The organism is Croceicoccus hydrothermalis (genome assembly GCF_022378335.1).
In the GTDB taxonomy this organism is placed as follows: domain Bacteria; phylum Pseudomonadota; class Alphaproteobacteria; order Sphingomonadales; family Sphingomonadaceae; genus Croceicoccus; species Croceicoccus hydrothermalis.
Map to the genome: position 1 here is coordinate 13381 of NZ_JAIQCI010000052.1, position 16934 is coordinate 30314.

At 65.0% G+C, this 16934-nt stretch carries 15 protein-coding genes, 1 tRNA gene and 1 pseudogene; 10 read left to right on the forward strand and 7 right to left on the reverse strand.

The genetic code is table 11. The features are described from left to right. Window positions 1–74: 74 nt before the first annotated feature. From K4G67_RS16450 to K4G67_RS16470, 5 genes are all read left to right on the forward strand, one after another. Window positions 75–938, forward strand: coding sequence for a helix-turn-helix domain-containing protein (locus K4G67_RS16450; RefSeq protein WP_239807346.1), 864 nt, complete (start codon window positions 75–77; stop codon window positions 936–938). A 102-nt stretch (window positions 939–1040) separates the two neighbouring features. Continuing rightward, on the forward strand, window positions 1041–2003 hold the full coding sequence (locus tag K4G67_RS16455) for a tetratricopeptide repeat protein (protein ID WP_239807347.1): 963 nt from the start codon (window positions 1041–1043) through the stop codon (window positions 2001–2003). Window positions 2004–2070: 67 nt separating this feature from the next. Then, window positions 2071–3003, forward strand: a complete 933-nt coding sequence (tilS, locus tag K4G67_RS16460; protein WP_239807359.1) for a tRNA lysidine(34) synthetase TilS — start codon at window positions 2071–2073, stop codon at window positions 3001–3003. Window positions 3004–3106: 103 nt separating this feature from the next. Next, complete coding sequence (gene ftsH / locus K4G67_RS16465) at window positions 3107–5068, forward strand: ATP-dependent zinc metalloprotease FtsH (protein WP_239807348.1); 1962 nt, start codon at window positions 3107–3109, stop codon at window positions 5066–5068. Between the two features lie 133 nt (window positions 5069–5201). Further along, complete coding sequence (locus K4G67_RS16470; protein WP_239807360.1) at window positions 5202–5435, forward strand: DUF3072 domain-containing protein; 234 nt, start codon at window positions 5202–5204, stop codon at window positions 5433–5435. 61 nt (window positions 5436–5496) lie between these two features. Here K4G67_RS16470 and rpoZ read toward each other — a convergent pair whose 3' ends face one another. Continuing rightward, window positions 5497–5841, reverse strand: coding sequence for a DNA-directed RNA polymerase subunit omega (gene rpoZ, locus K4G67_RS16475; RefSeq protein WP_202086689.1), 345 nt, complete (start codon window positions 5839–5841; stop codon window positions 5497–5499). A 155-nt stretch (window positions 5842–5996) separates the two neighbouring features. Here rpoZ and K4G67_RS16480 point away from each other — a divergent pair, with 155 nt between their 5' ends. Next, complete coding sequence (locus tag K4G67_RS16480; RefSeq protein WP_239807349.1) at window positions 5997–7208, forward strand: phospholipase D-like domain-containing protein; 1212 nt, start codon at window positions 5997–5999, stop codon at window positions 7206–7208. 8 nt (window positions 7209–7216) lie between these two features. Here the strand turns inward: K4G67_RS16480 and K4G67_RS16485 are convergent, their stop codons facing one another. From K4G67_RS16485 to metX, 3 genes are all read right to left on the reverse strand, one after another. After that, on the reverse strand, window positions 7217–8728 hold the full coding sequence (locus K4G67_RS16485) for a replicative DNA helicase (protein WP_239807350.1): 1512 nt from the start codon (window positions 8726–8728) through the stop codon (window positions 7217–7219). A 75-nt stretch (window positions 8729–8803) separates the two neighbouring features. Next, the gene (gene metW / locus K4G67_RS16490) at window positions 8804–9394 is read right to left on the reverse strand and encodes a methionine biosynthesis protein MetW (protein ID WP_239807351.1); all 591 of its coding nucleotides are present in this window, start codon (window positions 9392–9394) and stop codon (window positions 8804–8806) included. Next, window positions 9391–10524, reverse strand: a complete 1134-nt coding sequence (gene metX, locus K4G67_RS16495; RefSeq protein ID WP_239807352.1) for a homoserine O-acetyltransferase MetX — start codon at window positions 10522–10524, stop codon at window positions 9391–9393. The genes metW and metX overlap by 4 nt, the downstream gene beginning before the upstream one ends. A 102-nt stretch (window positions 10525–10626) precedes the next feature. Here metX and K4G67_RS16500 point away from each other — a divergent pair, with 102 nt between their 5' ends. Together K4G67_RS16500 and K4G67_RS16505 are read left to right on the forward strand one after the other, a co-directional pair. Next, on the forward strand, window positions 10627–11757 hold the full coding sequence (locus tag K4G67_RS16500) for a pyridoxal phosphate-dependent aminotransferase (protein WP_239807353.1): 1131 nt from the start codon (window positions 10627–10629) through the stop codon (window positions 11755–11757). Continuing rightward, entirely contained in the window at window positions 11754–12731 is a 978-nt protein-coding gene (locus tag K4G67_RS16505; RefSeq protein WP_239807354.1) for a prephenate/arogenate dehydrogenase family protein, read from the forward strand. Before K4G67_RS16500 ends, K4G67_RS16505 begins: the two co-directional genes overlap by 4 nt. On the opposite strand, the gene K4G67_RS16510 is transcribed toward K4G67_RS16505, so the two are convergent. Continuing rightward, on the reverse strand, window positions 12677–13417 hold the full coding sequence (locus tag K4G67_RS16510; RefSeq protein WP_239807355.1) for a lysophospholipid acyltransferase family protein: 741 nt from the start codon (window positions 13415–13417) through the stop codon (window positions 12677–12679). The two genes, K4G67_RS16505 and K4G67_RS16510, sit on opposite strands and share 55 nt — an antisense overlap. Next, window positions 13414–13947 carry a YdcF family protein gene (locus K4G67_RS16515; protein ID WP_239807356.1) on the reverse strand — a complete coding sequence of 178 codons (534 nt, stop codon included), beginning with the start codon at window positions 13945–13947 and terminating at the stop codon, window positions 13414–13416. Before K4G67_RS16515 ends, K4G67_RS16510 begins: the two co-directional genes overlap by 4 nt. A gap of 249 nt (window positions 13948–14196) precedes the next feature. Between K4G67_RS16515 and K4G67_RS16520 the strand changes: the two genes are divergently transcribed. Together K4G67_RS16520 and K4G67_RS16525 are read left to right on the forward strand one after the other, a co-directional pair. Continuing rightward, window positions 14197–14928, forward strand: coding sequence for a zinc-ribbon domain-containing protein (locus K4G67_RS16520; RefSeq protein WP_239807357.1), 732 nt, complete (start codon window positions 14197–14199; stop codon window positions 14926–14928). Between the two features lie 107 nt (window positions 14929–15035). Further along, a tRNA-Leu gene (locus tag K4G67_RS16525) sits at window positions 15036–15122 on the forward strand. A 513-nt stretch (window positions 15123–15635) separates the two neighbouring features. On the opposite strand, the pseudogene K4G67_RS17720 reads toward K4G67_RS16525, so the two are convergent. Continuing rightward, window positions 15636–16718, reverse strand: a pseudogene (locus K4G67_RS17720) (recombinase family protein); the annotation flags it as partial. Window positions 16719–16934 lie beyond the last annotated feature (216 nt).

A 16934-nucleotide genomic window follows, 5' to 3' on the forward strand; every position in this document is an offset into this window, starting at 1 on the left:
TGCTTGACATGGGTGGCCGGTGCGTATTGCCTGCCGGACAGGTTGAATATCTTTCGCAAACTGATGGGGCTTTGGTGGACGAACACGAAGAACAGTTCGAGCAGGATGGCACGGACGCCGCCATCGGCGATGCCGGAACGGGCGTTGGACAAAGGCTTTTGTCGGAACGGGAACGGCAGGGTCTCTCTCGTCAGGATATTCGCGAGCGTACCAAGATACCCGAACGCCACCTGATCTCGATCGAGGAAGGCGACCTCGCCTCGCTTCCCGGCCGCACCTACGCCATCGGCTTCGTGCGCAGCTACGCCCGCGAATTGCAGCTCGACGAGGAGGCGATGGTCGAGCAGGCGCGCGCCGAACTGGGCGCTGTGGCCCCGCCCCCGCCCCCGCGCAGCGTGCAGCACATGGAACCGGGCGATCCCGCGCGCGTCCCCTCGGCAAGGCTGGCGTGGGGCGTGCTGGCGCTCCTCCTCGTGATTGCGGTGCTCGGCTTCTTCTTCTGGCGCAGCTGGTTCCTGCCGGCGGCCGAACTCCCCCCGCTCACCGACGAGACGCAGAATGCGCCCGCCGCCGGTCCGGCAACCCCCGGCGGAGAAGCGAGCCCGGCGGCGGCACAGACGCCAAGCGGCCCGGTCGTCTTCACCGCCACGATCGACGGGGTGTGGGTGCGGTTTTACGACGGGTCGGGCGACCGGCTCTACGAATCGCTGATGAACCAGGGCGACAGCTTTACCATTCCCGCCGATGCCGAAAATCCGCAGATCTGGACCGGGCGGCCCGATGCGCTGTCCATCACCATCGGCGGGCGCGACGTGCCCCCGCTGGCCGAGGAGGACAGTGTGATCCGCGACGTTCCGGTCTCGGCGGAGGCATTGGGCGCGCGCGGTCCCGGCCCCGGATTGCCGTCCGCACCGGAATCGCAAAACACGACGCGCTGAACGCCGCCGCCAATGCGACCGTCGTTCAGCGCGGGTTCCGGCGCGGCGGGCGACATTGCGGCGCTTTGACGAATTGACAGACGAGAAGGTTTCGACACCCCCATGCCCCATTCGACGATCCGTTTCCCCCGATTGCGCCGTGCCGGATGGCTGCTCGGCGCCGCGATGTTCATCGCGCCCATGATGGCGCCGCCCGCCATCGCGCAATCGGCCGACGATATCCGCATCCGCAAGCTGGAGCAGGAAGTCCGCGCCTTGCAGCGCAAGGTGTTCCCCGGCGCCGACGGACGCTATTTCGAGCCGGAGGTGACCGCGCCGCCCCCTGCGCCGGGCGCAATTCCGCCCAATGCGGGTGGGCCGGTGACGGACCTGCTGGCCCGGATGGACGCGGTCGAGGCTGCGCTCCAACGCCTCACCGCGCAGACCGAGGTGAATCAGAACGCACTCAACCTCCTCAACGCGCGTGTCGAAACGCTGGAGGCGAACCGGACCGCCGCCGCGCAGGAACCCCGCTATGCCGAGGAACTGGCCGAAACGCCTGCGCCGTCCGGCAATAATGCTTCGGGTAACAGCAATGCGACATCCGCCAATATGGACGCGATGACGGGCGGTGCCTCGTCCGGCGGTTCGGCGGCGAATGCAAATGCCGCGACGGTGGAGAAACCATCGACCGGGGACGCGGGCGACGACGCCTATGTCTACGGTTTCCGGCTGTGGGATGCGGGCCGCTATGCGCAGGCGCGCGACGTGCTCGAAGCGATGGTGAAATCCTATCCCAAGCATCGCCGGGCGAGCTGGGCGCGCAATCTGATCGGGCGCTCCTATCTCGATCAGAAGCAATATCGCCCTGCGGCCGAGGCGTTTCTTGCCAATTACCTCGAAAATCGGGACGGCGAACGCGCACCCGACAGCCTTGTCTATCTGGCGCAGGCCACCGCCGCGCTCGGCAACAATGCCAAGGCGTGCGAGGCGCTGGAAGAGTTCCGCCTCGTCTATCCGGGCGAAGCGGCCAATCGCCTGTCCTCCCTGTCGCAGCAGGTCGCAACGCGGGCCAAATGCAATTGACACGCATGGTGCCTCCGCGCGCCTGAACGCGGCCGCAGACCGCTTCGCTCGCGATATCGGCGCGTTGGTGGAGCGGGCGGGCCTTTCGCAGCAATCGCGCGTGGGCCTCGCCGTTTCGGGCGGGCCGGACAGCATGGCACTGCTCACGCTTGCGGCGCGGTCCTGCCCGTCCCGCATTGCGGTGGCGAGCGTCGACCATGCGTTGCGACCGGAGGCGGCGGCGGAGTGCGCCCATGTCGCGGCGGTATGCGCCGAATTGGACGTGCGCCACGACACCCTGCGCCCCGCGGTCGGCGCGCACGGAAACCTGCAGGATCGTGCCCGCCGCGCGCGCTATGCCGCATTGGCGGATTGGGCCGGACGCTGCGAACTTGACGCGATCGTCACCGCCCATCACGCCGACGATCAGGCGGAAACGATGCTCATGCGGCTGGCGCGCGGAGCCGGGACGAGGGGTCTTGCCGCGATGCGCGACATTGCCGTGGTTCCGGGCGGAACGCTCCCGTTGCTGCGCCCGCTGCTATCGTGGCGGCACGATGCGTTGACACGGATCGTGGCCGATGCGGGGATCGTGCCGGTCGAGGATCCCTCGAATCGCGATCGGGCATATTTGCGGGTGCGGGTGCGGGAGTGGTTGACGACGGCGCCCGGCGATATCGACCCGGTGCGCATGGCCCGGTCCGCCGCGCATCTGGCCGAGGATGATGACGCGATGGAGTGGGCGGCCCGGCGCGAATGGGACGAATGCGTGGTGCGGGACGGCGATGGAACAACGCTGCGCTATGCCCCTGCGGCACCGGGGGCGGTCCGGCTGCGCGTGTTGGGCCGCATCATGCGCGAATCGGCGCGGGAAGGCACACCGCGCGGCGATGAGATCGCGCGGCTGCACGACCGGCTCACCAGGGGCGAAACGGCGACGCTGGCCGGCATCCGGTGTACGGGCGGCGGGGATGTGTGGACCTTTCGCCCCGCCCCGCCGCGCAGGGGTGCCGCGCGGTGATCCTCCCCAAAGGCGCATCGGAGTTTACGGTGCGCGCTGTTTGCTTGTCATTCACACGGCTGCGCCTACATTACAGGGGCGAAAGGACGGGATTTCCTGAATCATGAATAACCAAGACCAGCCCGGAAACGGCGACAATGGCGGCGGGGGCAACCCCTGGGTGAAAAGCCTGATGATCTGGGGCGGGATATTCCTTGCCCTTTTGCTCATCGTGTCAATGTTCGGACCCGGCAACGAAACGCCGGGCACGCAGATCCGCTATTCCGATTTCCGCGACCGCGTCGCCGCCGGCGATGTGCGCGAGGTGCAGATCGGCACGGACCGGATCACGGGCATGCTCGAAAACGACCAGGCGTTCAGCACCGTGCCGGTCGCAAGCGATAGCACGCTGACCGACCTTCTGGAGGCGAACGATGTCGAATATTCCGCCGTCCCGCGCGAGGAAGGCAGCCTGCTGGCCGCGATCCTGATCAATCTCCTGCCGTTCCTGCTGATCCTCGGGATCGCGTTCTTCGCCCTGCGCCAGGTGCAGAAGGGCGGCGGTGCCGGCGGGGCGATGGGCTTCGGCAAGTCGAAGGCCAAGATGCTGACCGAAAAATCGGGCAAGGTGACCTTCGCCGATGTCGCCGGCATCGACGAAGCGCGCGAGGAGCTGGAGGAAATCGTCGAGTTCCTCAAGGATCCGTCGCGCTTCTCCAAGCTGGGCGGCCAAATCCCCAAGGGCGCCCTGCTCGTCGGCAGCCCCGGCACGGGCAAGACGCTGCTCGCCCGCGCCATCGCGGGTGAGGCGGGCGTGCCGTTCTTCACCATTTCGGGTTCCGATTTCGTGGAAATGTTCGTCGGCGTCGGCGCGAGCCGTGTGCGGGACATGTTCGAACAGGCGAAGAAGAACGCACCCTGTATCCTGTTCATCGACGAAATCGACGCGGTCGGCCGTTCGCGCGGCAATGGTCTCGGCAATTCGAATGACGAACGGGAGCAGACGCTGAACCAGTTGCTCGTCGAGATGGACGGGTTCGAGGCGAACGAAGGCATCATCATCATCGCCGCGACCAACCGCCCCGATGTGCTCGACCCCGCATTGCTGCGTCCCGGCCGTTTCGACCGGCAGGTCGTCGTGCCGGTCCCCGATATCGAGGGACGGGAGAAAATCCTCGAAGTGCACATGAAGAAGGTGCCACTGGCGCCCGACGTCAATGGCCGCACGATTGCGCGCGGCACACCCGGATTTTCGGGGGCCGACCTCGCCAATCTGGTGAATGAGGCCGCCCTGCTCGCCGCGCGGCGCAACAAGCGCCTTGTCGCGATGCAGGAGTTCGAGGACGCCAAGGACAAGGTCATGATGGGCGCCGAGCGCCGCTCCATGGTCATGACCGAGGATGAGAAGAAGATGACCGCCTATCACGAGGCGGGCCATGCGCTCGTGTCGATCAACGAGCCGGCGTCCGACCCCATTCACAAGGCGACCATCATCCCGCGCGGCCGTGCGCTCGGCATGGTGATGCGCCTGCCCGAACGCGACAGCTATTCCTACCACCGCGACAAGATGCACGCCAACCTCGCCGTCGCGATGGGCGGGCGCGTGGCCGAGGAAATCATTTTCGGCTATGACAAGGTGTCGTCGGGCGCGTCGTCGGACATTCAGTATGCCACCGATCTTGCCCGCAACATGGTCACCAAATGGGGCATGTCGGACAAGCTCGGCCCGCTTCAGTACGAGCAGAGCCAGGAAGGCTATCTCGGCATGGGTCAGACGAGCCGCACCATGGCCTCCGACGAGACCAACAAGCTGATCGACAGCGAGATTCGCGAGCTGGTCGAGAAGGCGCACAAGGCGGCGGACGAATGCCTGCGCACGCAGGAGGACAAGCTGCACCTCCTGGCTCAGGCGATGCTCGAATACGAAACGCTCACTGGCGACGAGATCACGACCCTGCTCGCCAATGGAAAGATCGACCGGCCCGACACGCCCGCCGGTCCGAAACGGCCCGTGTCGGTCGGCGGTGTCGGCGTTCCCAAGGCTGGCCGCAGGCTGGATGGCGGGGCGGCACCGCAGGGCGCCTGATCATATCGTCAAAACCTTGGACAAAACGCCCCGGCCGACCTACGCGCTGGGGCGTTTTTCTTTGCAAGCGGGGCCGGATGCTCGGAACAAAGGGCGAACTGCGCCGTTGGATTTCGTAAAGGAGACCATGGCAATGACAGCCCCCAATCCCAGCGATCACCCCAAGTCCGATCCTGTGTCCAATGCCGAGAAAGACCCGGAAAACTGGGTCACCGGCGATGAGGCGATGACCGGCGCACAGGCCAGCTATCTCAAGACATTGAGCGAGGAAGCGGGCAAGCCCGACGCCTACGACACCTCGCTCAGCAAGGCCGAAGCATCGAAGCGCATCGACGAATTGCAGGACACCACCGGACGCGGCGCATGAAAAAGGCCCGCCCGTCGCAATGACGGGCGGGCCTTTTTCAAATCCGGTATCGCCGAGCAGATCAGCCGTCGTAATCGGACCCGATCGAGGTATTGCGCGTCGGTGCCGCCGCGGTCAGGCGAAGCGCCTCCGCCGAGCGGGACAGCGAACCGATCTCGTCGATCTCGTCGTCTTCCTCCACCGCGACCTTCTGCAACCCGGTGATCACCGTTTCCTTCAGGTGCTTGGGCTTTACCGTCTGTTCCGCGATTTCGCGAAGGGCGACCACCGGGTTCTTGTCGCGGTCGCGGTCGACGGTGAGTTCCGCACCGCTCGAAATCTCGCGTGCACGCTGAGCGGCCAGCAGGACCAGGTCGAAACGGTTGGGGATCTTGTCGACGCAATCTTCGACGGTAACGCGCGCCATGGGGCACTCCGTAATCAGGGTGTCGGGAAAGCGCGATGCTTAACTGTCGACAGGCCCGGAGTCAACGCAAACCGCCGCACGCCCCGCTCCCTCGGCCCCAGCCCCCTGCTCTCGCCCCCTTGCCCTCCCCTGCGCAAGCTGCGACAGGCAGGGCCATGACCGATACGCCAGATGACGGGACCGGGCCGGACGATACGGCGCCCTCCGGACACCCCGGCGCCTATCGCAATCCCGCGCCCTTCGCATGCGAGGCGCAGGGGCAGAGCCTCGTCTTCTACCCCGCGGGGAAGGACCGTCTCGATGCGCTGCTCGACCTGATCGAAGGGGCGAGGCACACGCTGCGCCTGTGTTTCTACATCTTTGCGGAGGACGATGTGTCGCACCGGGTCCGCGACGCGCTCACCGCCGCGGCACGGCGCGGGGTCGCGGTACAGCTTCTGCTCGACGGGTTCGGCGCGGACGCCAGCGACGAATTCCTCAGCCCCTTGACCCAGGCCGGCGGATGGCACGGGCGGTTCGGGACCAAATGGTCGCAACGCTATCTCATCCGCAATCATCAGAAGATGGCGATCGCGGACGATGACATCGCCATGATCGGCGGCTTCAACATATCCGACGATTATTTTGCGCCGCCCTCCATGAACGGGTGGAACGACATGGGCGTGACCGTGCGCGGCTGCGTCGTGGCATCGTTGATCGGCTGGTACGACCGGCTGATCGCACTCGTTGCGGGTAGCGGGACGCGATGGCGCGACATTCGCCGGGCCGTGCGGCAGTGGGATCCGGGCGGCGGGGCGGTGCAATTGCTCATCGGCGGGCCGACGCGGGGATTGTCGTCCTGGGCGCACCGGGTGGGGCAGGATCTGCGCGGCGGCGACCGGCTCGACATGATGATGGCGTATTTCTCCCCCTCGCGCCGGTTGATGAAACGCATCGGCAGCATCGCAGCCAAGGGGGATACGCGGCTGGTGATGGCGGGCAAGTCGGACAATGACGCGACCATCGGGGCAACGCGCTCCCTCTATCACGACCTGTTGCAACGCGGTGCGCGCGTGTGGGAATTCATGCCGTGCAAGATGCACACGAAGCTCATCGTGCTCGACGATGCGGTCTATTTCGGGAGCGCCAATTTCGACATGCGCAGCCTCTATCTCAATCTGGAAATCATGGTCCGGATCGAGGATGCCGCCCTTGCCGACCGGATGCGCGAATTCGTCGGCGCGCATCTTGCCGCGTCACAGGAGATCGACCGCGCCTGGCTGCGCGCGCGGGACGGCTTGTGGACGCGCATACGCTGGAACCTGTCGTGGTTCCTCGTCGCCGTTGCCGATTACACGGTCAGCCGCCGGCTCAATATCGGGCCATAGCGCGAGGCTCAGTCGTAATCGGCGGCGTAGCTGTCGTCTGCCAGATCGGAGAAGCGGGTGATGCGCGGTTCGAAGCGCATGCGCACCTTGCCGGTGGAACCGTGGCGCTGCTTTGCCACGATCAGCTCGGCAAGGCCGTAGACCCGCTCCATCTCCGCAGCCCAGGATGCGTGCGCCTCGTGCACCTTGGTGTCGTCGGTTTCGACGGGGCGCTTCGGCTCCTTCGCCGCGACATAATAATCCTCGCGATAGACGAAGAGCACGATATCGGCGTCCTGCTCGATCGAACCTGATTCGCGAAGGTCGGACAGCATCGGCTTCTTGTCCTCGCGCTGCTCCACCGCGCGGGACAGCTGCGAGAGCGCCATGACCGGGATGTCGAGTTCCTTGGCCAGCGTTTTCAGGCCCCGGCTGATCTCCGAAATCTCGTTGACGCGATTGTCCTGCGCCCGGCCCGACCCTTGCAGCAATTGGAGGTAGTCGACCACGATGAAGCCGATGTCGTGCCGCCGCTTCAACCGCCGCGCCCGCGCGCGCAACGCCGCGATGGTCAGCGCCGGGGTATCGTCGATGAACAGGGGCAGTTCGGCCAGCTCCTGGCTCGCGCGGGAGAGCGCCTGAAAATCCTCGCGGCTGATCTTGCCCATGCGCAGGTTTTCGGAACTGATCCCCGATTGTTCGGCAAGGATACGGGTCGCAAGCTGATCCGCGCTCATTTCCAATGAGAAGAACGCGACCGGCGACCCCACCGATTCCTCCGCCGGGATGCCATCGGCCAGATCGCGGCGATACCGGTTGGCCGCGTTGAAAGCCATGTTGGTGGCGAGCGAGGTCTTGCCCATGCCCGGACGCCCGGCGAGGATCAGGAGGTCGGAATTTTTCAGGCCGCCGATCTTCTCGTTCACGCTGTTGAGGCCGGTCGTCACGCCCGACACATGTCCGCCGGAATTGAGCGCCTGCTCGATCAGCTTGATCGACTGGCGCGTGGCGGCGGCGAAATTCTTCGTCTCGTTCCCCGTCGCGGCCCCCTCCGCCACGCGGTAAAGCGCGCTTTCCGCCCGCTCGATCTGTCCCATCGGGTCGACATCGTCGGAGGTATCGAGCGCATCTGTCACCAGCGTGCGCCCCACGCTCACCAGCTCGCGCAGGAGGGCCAGCTCGTAAATCTGCTCGGCCAGGACCTGCGGCGCCAGAAGCCCCTGCCCATCGGCCGTCAACCGCGCGAGATAGGTGATGCCGCCCATTTCCTTCAGCCCCTCGTCGGCCTCGAAATAGGGTTTCAGCGTCACCGGCGTCACCACCGCCTTGCGATCGACGAGGTTCAGGATCCGCTCGTAAATACGCGCGTGCAGCGGTTCGAAGAAATGATCCGGGCTGAGCGCCTTGGGCAATTCCTCGATCACGCGATTGTCGATCAGCACGGCGCCGAGAAAGGCGGCCTCCGCCTCCACATTGCTGGGCAGGGTGCGCGCGTCGCCTTCGCCCTCATCGGGGCGGAGCAGGGTTATCTCTGTTGCCATGGCCGCAAAATAGGCGGGTGGCCGCGCGCGCGCCAGCCGGATTATCTCACAAAATTAATCCACAGCCTGTGCATATCATCGCGACAGCAGGAACACCGCATATTCCGCGCGCAGATTCGCCGCCGCCGCACCCGTCAGCCGGTCGCCGTTCAAAAACCAGCGCCGTTCGATAACCAGCCCCCGCCCCCGCGCCAGCGCGGCGAAATCGTCGATCGTCACATGGTGGATATTGGGCGTTTCGTACCACGTCACGGGGAGCAGCCGCGTCACCGGCATCCGCCCCCCGAACATGAGCGAGGCCCGCACCCGCCAATGCGCGAAATTGGGAAAGGACACGAAGGCCCGCCGCCCGATGCGCAGCAATTCATCGAGGATGAGATCGGGGCGGCGCGTCGTCTGCAACGTTTGCGACAGGATGGCGTAATCGAAGCTGCCATCGCCGTAGAAGCCGAGATCGGTATCGGCATCCCCCTGCACCACCGACAGGCCGCGCGACACGCATGTGGCGACCTTCTCCGCATCGATCTCCAGCCCGCGCGCATCGACATCGCGCGTGTCGCGCAGCGCCGCCATGAGGTCGCCATCCCCGCACCCGATGTCGAGCACGCGGGCGCCGGGCGCCACATGGTCGGCGATCACGGCAAGATCGGGGCGCAGTATCGTCACAGAAACCCCCCCACCACCCGGTCGAGCGCCGGCACGTCGAGCAGGAAGCTGTCATGCCCGAACGGGGCGGACAATTCGACGAAGCTGACCGGCGCGCCCGCGGCATTCAGCGCATGGGCGATGCGCCGCGATTCCGACGTCGGGTAGAGCCAGTCGGTGTCGAAACTGACGAGGCAGAACCGGGTCTTCGTGCCGGCAAAGGCATCGGACAATCGCCCGCCATGCTCCTCCGCCAGATCGAAATAATCCATGGCGCGGGTGATGTAGAGATAGCTGTTCGCATCGAACCGGTCGGTGAAGGCCAGCCCCTGGTATCGCAGATAGGATTCCACCTGAAAATCCGCGTCGAAGCCGAACGTCTTCGCCTCCCGGTCCTGAAGCCGGCGGCCGAATTTCTCGGTCAGCCCCTGCTCCGACAGATAGGTGATGTGTGCCGCCATGCGCGCCACGGCCAGCCCGCTTTCCGGCCCGACCTTACGCGGATCGGGGCGCGGATCGGCACCCGCGTCGGCATAATAGTCGCCGCCGTTCCATTGCGGGTCGGCCATGATCGCCTGCCGTCCCAATTCGTGAAAGGCGATGTTCTGCGCGCTGTGCCGCGACGTGCTCGCGATGACGAGCGCGGCCTTCACCCGCTCACCGAAATTCGCCGCCCAGCTCAATGCCTGCATCCCGCCCATCGAACCGCCGACGACCGCGTGCAGCGTGTCGATGCCGAGCGTGTCGAGCAACGCGACCTGCGCGCGGACCATGTCGCGGATCGTGATGACCGGAAAACGCATCGCATGGGGGCGCCCGTCCGGCGCCAGCGCGGCTGGCCCGGACGAGCCCATGCAGCTTCCGATGACGTTCGAGCAGATGACGTGAAACCTGTCCGTGTCGATCGGCTTGCCCGGCCCGACCATGCGCACCCACCATCCCGGCTTTCCCGTCGCGGGGTGCGGCGATGCGACATGCTGATCCCCGGTGAGCGCATGGCACAGCAGGATGGCGTTATCCTTCGCCGCGTTGAGCGTGCCATAGGTGCGAAAGGCGATGCGCACGTCATCGAGGCTGCGCCCGCTGTCGAGCGGCAGCGGATCGGCAAGGGTCAGCGTCGCGCCGGTATCGTCATGGACAAGGTCAACCATCGGTCCCGGCGATTGGGACGAAGGCGCGGTGGTGTCAACACGCCATCCGGTTGCACATGTTTCATTTGACGCAAAGCCTGCGCGGATTAAGGCATCGGGCCCATGACACCCGCCGATGAACAGCCCGCCACCGCCCGATCCGGGCCGCGACCCAAGCCGTGGATCGAAGGCATCCACGCCTATGTCCCCGGCCGGTCGAGGAGCGCGGACGGCGCGCCGCTCGTCAAATTGTCGGCCAATGAAAACCCCCTTGGCACCAGCGCGGCCGCGCTCGCCGCCCGGACCGACGCGCCCGCGCCCAACGCCTATCCCGACCCCGATGCCACGGCATTGCGCACCGCCATAGGCGCGCGCAACGGCATCGACCCGGCGCGTATCGTGTGCGGCACCGGAAGCGATGAATTGCTGAACCTCGCGGCACAGGGTTTCGCGGGGCCGGGGGACGAGGTGATCTACGTGCGCTACGGCTTTGCCGTGTACGACATTGCCGCGCGGCGTTGCGGCGCAGTTCCCGTCGTCGCGCCGGACCGCGATTACGGCACCGATGTGGATGCGCTGCTCGCCTGCGTCACCGAACGCACGCGGGTGGTGTTCGTCGCCAATCCGAACAATCCGACGGGCCGCTATATCGGCGCGGAGGACATGCGGCGCCTGCATGCGGGGTTGCCGGAAAACGTGCTGCTCGTGATCGACCAGGCCTATGCCGAATATCTCGCGCCGGGTGAGGACGATGGCGGCATGGCGCTCGCCACCGCGCATGGCAATGTGCTGGTCACACGCACGTTTTCGAAGATTTACGGGCTGGCGGGCGACCGGATCGGCTGGGCGACGGGGGCGCCGCCGCTCATCGACGTGCTCAACCGGATTCGCGGGCCGTTCAACGTCACGCTGGCGGGGCAGGCGGCGGCCATCGCGGCGGTCGGGGACGAGGATTTCGTGACCCGTTCGCGCGACCATAACGCGGCGGAGCGCGCCCGTTTCGTCGCAGCCATCGCGGCGATGGGCAATCATGGCCTGCGTACGGTGGAAAGCGAGGCGAATTTCGTGCTCGTCCTGTTCGAAGGGGCGCTGTCGGCCGAAACCGCGCTCCTCGCGATACAGGATGCAGGCTATGCCGTGCGCTGGCTTCCGGGGCAGGGGCTGCCCCATGCGCTGCGCATTACCATCGGCACGGCGGCGCAGATGGACGCGATCGCCGGGGTGCTGTGCCGGCTCACGGATGCTGGGGCATGACCGCGCCCGGTGATGCGGCGGCGCCCTTCGATACGATCGCGATCGTTGGGCTGGGATTGATCGGCGGGTCGATCGGGCTTGCGATCCAACGCTCGCTTCCCACCGTGACGGTGCGGGGATATGACGCGGACCCGGCGGTGCGGGACACGGCACGGCGGCGCGGGCTGACACATGGCGTTGCGGACAGCATGGCAGAAGCGGTGGCGAGCGCCGACCTCGTCATCCTGTGCGTGCCGGTGCGCGCGATGGGCGCGGCGGCGGCGGACATGGCAGGCGCGCTGCGCTCCCATTGCATCATAAGCGACGTAGGTTCGTGCAAGGCATCCGTTGCCGAGGCGATCGGGGCGGCGCTTCCTGGTCATACCATCATTCCCGCGCATCCCGTCGCCGGGACGGAGCATTCCGGGCCCGATGCGGGATTTGCCGCGCTGTTCGACAATCGCTGGTGCATCCTCACCCCGCCGGAGGGGGCGGATGCGGGGGCGGTGGCGCGCCTGTCCGCGCTATGGTCCGCGATGGGCGCCACGGTGGAGCTGATGGATGCGGAGCATCACGATCTCGTGCTCGCCGTGACGAGCCATGTGCCGCATCTCATCGCCTATACCATCGTCGGCACGGCTTCCGACCTTGAGGAAGTGACGCGCGGCGAGGTCATCAAATATTCGGCTGGCGGCTTTCGCGATTTCACCCGCATCGCGGCATCGGACCCGACCATGTGGCGCGATGTATTCCTGTCGAACAAGCAGGCCGTGCTCGAAATCCTGCAACGCCTGTCGGAGGATCTGAGCGCGATGCAGCGGGCGATCCGGTGGGGCGACGGCGATGCGCTGTTCGAGCGTTTTTCACAGACGCGCGCGATCCGCCGCTCAATCATCGAGGAAGGGCAGGACGATGCACGGCCCGATTTCGGGCGCGGCGATCACGCATCCGGCCGGCGCGGCAAGGATGACGCGGGGGACACGCCGACGCGCTGATCCTGCGGGTTGAGCGCGTTGATCGCGGCATGGACCCGCGCCTCGACCTCCGCGCGGTCGAGGCCGGGCGGAATGGCGGCGCCAAAGCGATAGGTGATGGTGCCGCTGCGTTTCGGCGTCGTGCGATAGACATGCCCGCTATCGACCGCGACAGGGACCACCGGCAGGTTCATCAGCTTGTAGATCCCGGCAAATCCGGAACGCAGCGGCGGCGCGCTGCCGACGGGTACGCGCGTGCCTTCGGGAAAGATCGCGAAGTCCCGGCCGGTCTTCTTGTACTCGCGCGCCGCTTTCGCCATGGTGCGCAGCGCGGTCGCCCCCTGCGTCCGTTCCACGAACACCATGCCATAGGCCCGCGCCGCCCGGCCCCAGAACGGGATGCGCGACAATTCCGCCTTTGCAAAAGGAACCGGATCGTTGCCGAGCAGGCGCGGCAGTTCGATCGCCTCGAAAAAGCTTTCATGGCGCATGGCGTAGATGACCTGGCCTTCGGGTCGCTCCCCCTCGAGGACGACCCGGATGCGCATGATATGCGCCGCGCAGGCCCGGTGAAATGCCGACCATCCGTAGGCCACGCGTTGCACCATGCGTTCCGAAAACGGCGCGGCGAGCATGCCCAGAATCGCGAATACCGCACTTCCGGGATAGAATATCAGCGCGAAAAGTGCCGTGCGCAAACGGATCATATCAACCCTGTCCAATCGGCGACATGGCGCGCCACGAACTTGTGATATTCGAGGAACAACATGAACATCGACGGTTCTGTCGGGACCGCATCGACCAGCACGGTCATGCCGGGGTCGAGCGTCTGCTTCACATCGAAAAGCGCGCGCCGCATGTGCCAGTCGCTCGTGACGAGGCGAAGCGTGCGATAGCCCTGCGCATCGGCCCACATTGCCGCCTCGTCCGCGTTGCTGCGCGTATCGACCGCGTCGTAACCCAGCGCGATGCAGCATTGCAGCAGATCGGCCGGAATGTCGTATTCGGCGGCCAGTTCCTCCGGCTTCACCTCCGGATCGACGCCGGAAATCAGCATCCGGTCCGCCCATCCGCGCTCGAGCACGTCGAGCCCGCGCTCGATCCGCCCCGCCCCGCCGGTCAGCACGACGACGGCGTCGGTGCGCGTATCCCCCGCCGGTTGCGGCAGGACAAGCGCGAACCACGCAAAACCAAGCGCCCAGGCAAGTAGATTAAAGGCAAAGATACGGCGAAGCATGTCGTCAGCGGCCTTAGGGCGCACAGCCCGGCGCCGCAATCGCGTAATCCGAAACTCATGCTTTCCAGCCGGACGGATCGCCATGTTGGGGCCGCGGCCTTTTTCCCGGAATGCGCCCCTCGGCTTTCGCGCCAAAGGTTTCGTATTTGCCCGCGATTGCCGCGCGCATGTGGATAACCGCGCATTTGCCATTGCATTGATCGCTCGCCGGCTTGCCCTGAGGCGACTCGCGCTGTTTAAGATAGGCATATGCTCATCGCCTGCCCCGCCTGCCAGACGCGATACGATGTACCTCCGGGCGCGCTCGGCGAGAATGGCCGCACGGTGCGCTGCGCCAAGTGCGGCAATAGCTGGTTCGCCGCTCCCGATGCGATCGCCGATACCGCTCCGGCGAGCGCGGACGATACCGATACCACCCGGTCGCCGGTTGGCGAGGCAGAGCCGGAAGCACGGATCGAAGATGTCGGCGCGGATCAATCGGTGCACGACCCGGTTGACGCGCCAGCGCCCGACGACGACTGGCGCGAGGAAAGCATATCCGATGCCGCACCGCCGCGTTCGCGGTGGCAGGTCTGGTTGATTGCGGCGCTGGGCGTGGCGGCCATCGCGGCGGCAATCTACGGGACGGCGAGTCTCTACGGCTTGCCGGACTGGGCGCCCGGCGCGAACAGCACCTTTGCGGCCGCGCCCGAAAATCTCGAACTGGATTTCCCCGACAAGGACCAGATCCTGCAGACGACGGAGGACGGCGCCCGCTTCTTCACCGCGAGCGGCCGGATCGTGAACACCGGAAGCAGCGCCAGACGCGTGCCGCCGATTCAGGTCATCCTGCGCGATTCGCAGGAACGGATCGTCTATAGCGTGGAGATGATCGCGCCGAAAAACGTGCTTGAGCCGGGCGAATCGATCGCTCTGCGCGAGGCGATGACCGATATTCCGCGGTCCGCGCGCGTCGTCGAGATCGGCTGGAAATCGTTATAATCGCGGTGCATGTCAAAAGGCGGCAAATTGGCGGTTGCGCCGCTCGATCCGTGTTGCTAATGGCACCGACCTACCGGACGGGGGCAGCCCCGAACCTTCTCGGATATGCGGCCGTGGCGGAATTGGTAGACGCGCAACGTTGAGGTCGTTGTGGGCGAAAGCCCGTGGAAGTTCGAGTCTTCTCGGCCGCACCATTTCCGGTCAAAGATGGGCACCTCGCCCGTTGATCGGGCAACCGACGCAGCGCCGTGCGCCAATGCGTCCGTCTGCCCTGAGATTTCGACCTTCGGGCCAATGCGGATCTTCTCGATAAAGGCACGAGCAATCTGCTGGCGCGCCTCGTCTTTGCCGTGCTTCAGCTCTCGGCGAACAATGTCGCCAAATCTTTGAACGGCGGCTGAAGTGATACTAGCAGGCCCACGTTCGAGCTGCTGATGTAGTGTCGTCACAGTCGTATTAAGGGCATCGATCTCCGTACGCCGTTGCTTCAGCCTAGCCGTGATGTCGGGATCGCGGGGAGAGACTGCACCAGTCTCAATCGCGTCGTGCAGATTGGAAAGACGGCGACGGGCGTCTGCTAACTTCGCCTCGCACTGTTCCAATTCTTGTAGCTTGCGCTCACGGCCCTCATCAGAAGTGTCGAGCACCTTCGTGAGCAACGGTTCGAGATGCTCTTCCCCGAATACCCTGTCAGCGACTTCGCCCAGAACGAGTTCGTCCAGCTTCTCAGCCCGTACGTTGGGACAATCGCACGCCGATGCACCCCGGTTCACTTTCGAATTGCAGGAATAGTAGCGATAACGGCCACCCTTTCCTGTCCTGATCGTCATTCCCGAACCGCAGGCTTCGCATTCCGCTAACCCGATGAGAAGTGTTGGACCGCTTACTACCCGCGGAGGCGTATTTCGCGGTGCCCGCTCTTCCCTGAGCGCTGCAACCCGGTCGAATTGGTCTTGGGTGATAAGCTGCGGACAGTCCACCCAGGTCCACTCCTCCTCAGGCAGGAGATTGCCAAATTCGTCGAATTTGTTACCTGGAAAACGGCCGAGGTAGTGGGGTCGAGACAGGATGCCTGCGACAGTCGCATTGTAGAATATCTTCCCACGGCGGGTGTAGCCACGCTTGTTCAGGTATTCGGCGATAGCCCGGCCCCCCATAGGGCTACCATTCATACCTTTCTCCGCGAGGTCGAATATCATCCGAACGATCGCCGCTTCGGACGCGTTCAGGAAAAGCTTCTTCTTCTCCTTCTTCGAACGCACTTCGACTGTTCGGGACTCGTAGCCAAGCGGAACGGTCCCACCGACCCAGAATCCTTCCTCGGCGGTCCCTCGTAGACCCCTTCGGGTGTTCATTGATGCCTTAACGATAGCGTCCTGATCCTGCCAGCTGGTCAGCAGTTTGTGCAGCATGCCGAAATGACTGTCTTCGAACTTCTGGTAGACGAACAGGCACTGCACCCCAGCGCGCTGGAGTTGACCTTGCGTTATTACCGTGAATTCCACGTCACGTGCGAGACGGGCCATGTCACAGGCGACGATACAATCGACCGGACGATCATCGCCGGTGGCGAGTAGCATCATTCGGTTGAATTCTGGTCTTTTCCAGTCGGAGCCGGACAGTCCCGGTTCTACAAAGATCTCGATGAGATCAATGTGGTTCTGATTGCAGTACTTTTTGAGATCGACTGTCTGCTGCCGGAGCGAAGTCTGATGCTGGGCCTGCTCGGCCGTGCTGACACGGACATAGCCGTATGCCTTTCGCCGATCGGGTGAAGCCCTCTTTCTCACTTTATCTCCTCTGCCGCTTCATTCTTCGTGACCATCGAGATGCCACGCCATCTTACCCATGCCGATCGAGCAGCGCTTCCCTTTCCTCGTCTGCGCAGATGAACTCGATACCAAGCGCTTCCAGTTTGCCGAGTGTTCGCCGTCAGCACCAATGGCACAGATTTACGGTTGTAGATTAAGGAGGATTTGGGTCTCGTCGTAGTGACGAAGGAACGA

What these genes read in the sequence shown, in the direction of transcription:
- K4G67_RS16510 (WP_239807355.1), bottom strand. Translation starts at nt 13,417, where the DNA reads ATGATCCGTTTGCGCACGGCACTTTTCGCGCTGATATTCTATCCCGGA.
- K4G67_RS16520 (WP_239807357.1), top strand. Translation starts at nt 14,197, where the DNA reads ATGCTCATCGCCTGCCCCGCCTGCCAGACGCGATACGATGTACCTCCG.
- K4G67_RS16470 (WP_239807360.1), top strand. Translation starts at nt 5,202, where the DNA reads ATGACAGCCCCCAATCCCAGCGATCACCCCAAGTCCGATCCTGTGTCC.
- K4G67_RS16500 (WP_239807353.1), top strand. Translation starts at nt 10,627, where the DNA reads ATGACACCCGCCGATGAACAGCCCGCCACCGCCCGATCCGGGCCGCGA.
- metX (WP_239807352.1), bottom strand. Translation starts at nt 10,524, where the DNA reads ATGGTTGACCTTGTCCATGACGATACCGGCGCGACGCTGACCCTTGCC.
- K4G67_RS16455 (WP_239807347.1), top strand. Translation starts at nt 1,041, where the DNA reads ATGCCCCATTCGACGATCCGTTTCCCCCGATTGCGCCGTGCCGGATGG.
- K4G67_RS16515 (WP_239807356.1), bottom strand. Translation starts at nt 13,947, where the DNA reads ATGCTTCGCCGTATCTTTGCCTTTAATCTACTTGCCTGGGCGCTTGGT.
- K4G67_RS16480 (WP_239807349.1), top strand. Translation starts at nt 5,997, where the DNA reads ATGACCGATACGCCAGATGACGGGACCGGGCCGGACGATACGGCGCCC.
- K4G67_RS16505 (WP_239807354.1), top strand. Translation starts at nt 11,754, where the DNA reads ATGACCGCGCCCGGTGATGCGGCGGCGCCCTTCGATACGATCGCGATC.
- rpoZ (WP_202086689.1), bottom strand. Translation starts at nt 5,841, where the DNA reads ATGGCGCGCGTTACCGTCGAAGATTGCGTCGACAAGATCCCCAACCGT.
- K4G67_RS16485 (WP_239807350.1), bottom strand. Translation starts at nt 8,728, where the DNA reads ATGGCAACAGAGATAACCCTGCTCCGCCCCGATGAGGGCGAAGGCGAC.
- ftsH (WP_239807348.1), top strand. Translation starts at nt 3,107, where the DNA reads ATGAATAACCAAGACCAGCCCGGAAACGGCGACAATGGCGGCGGGGGC.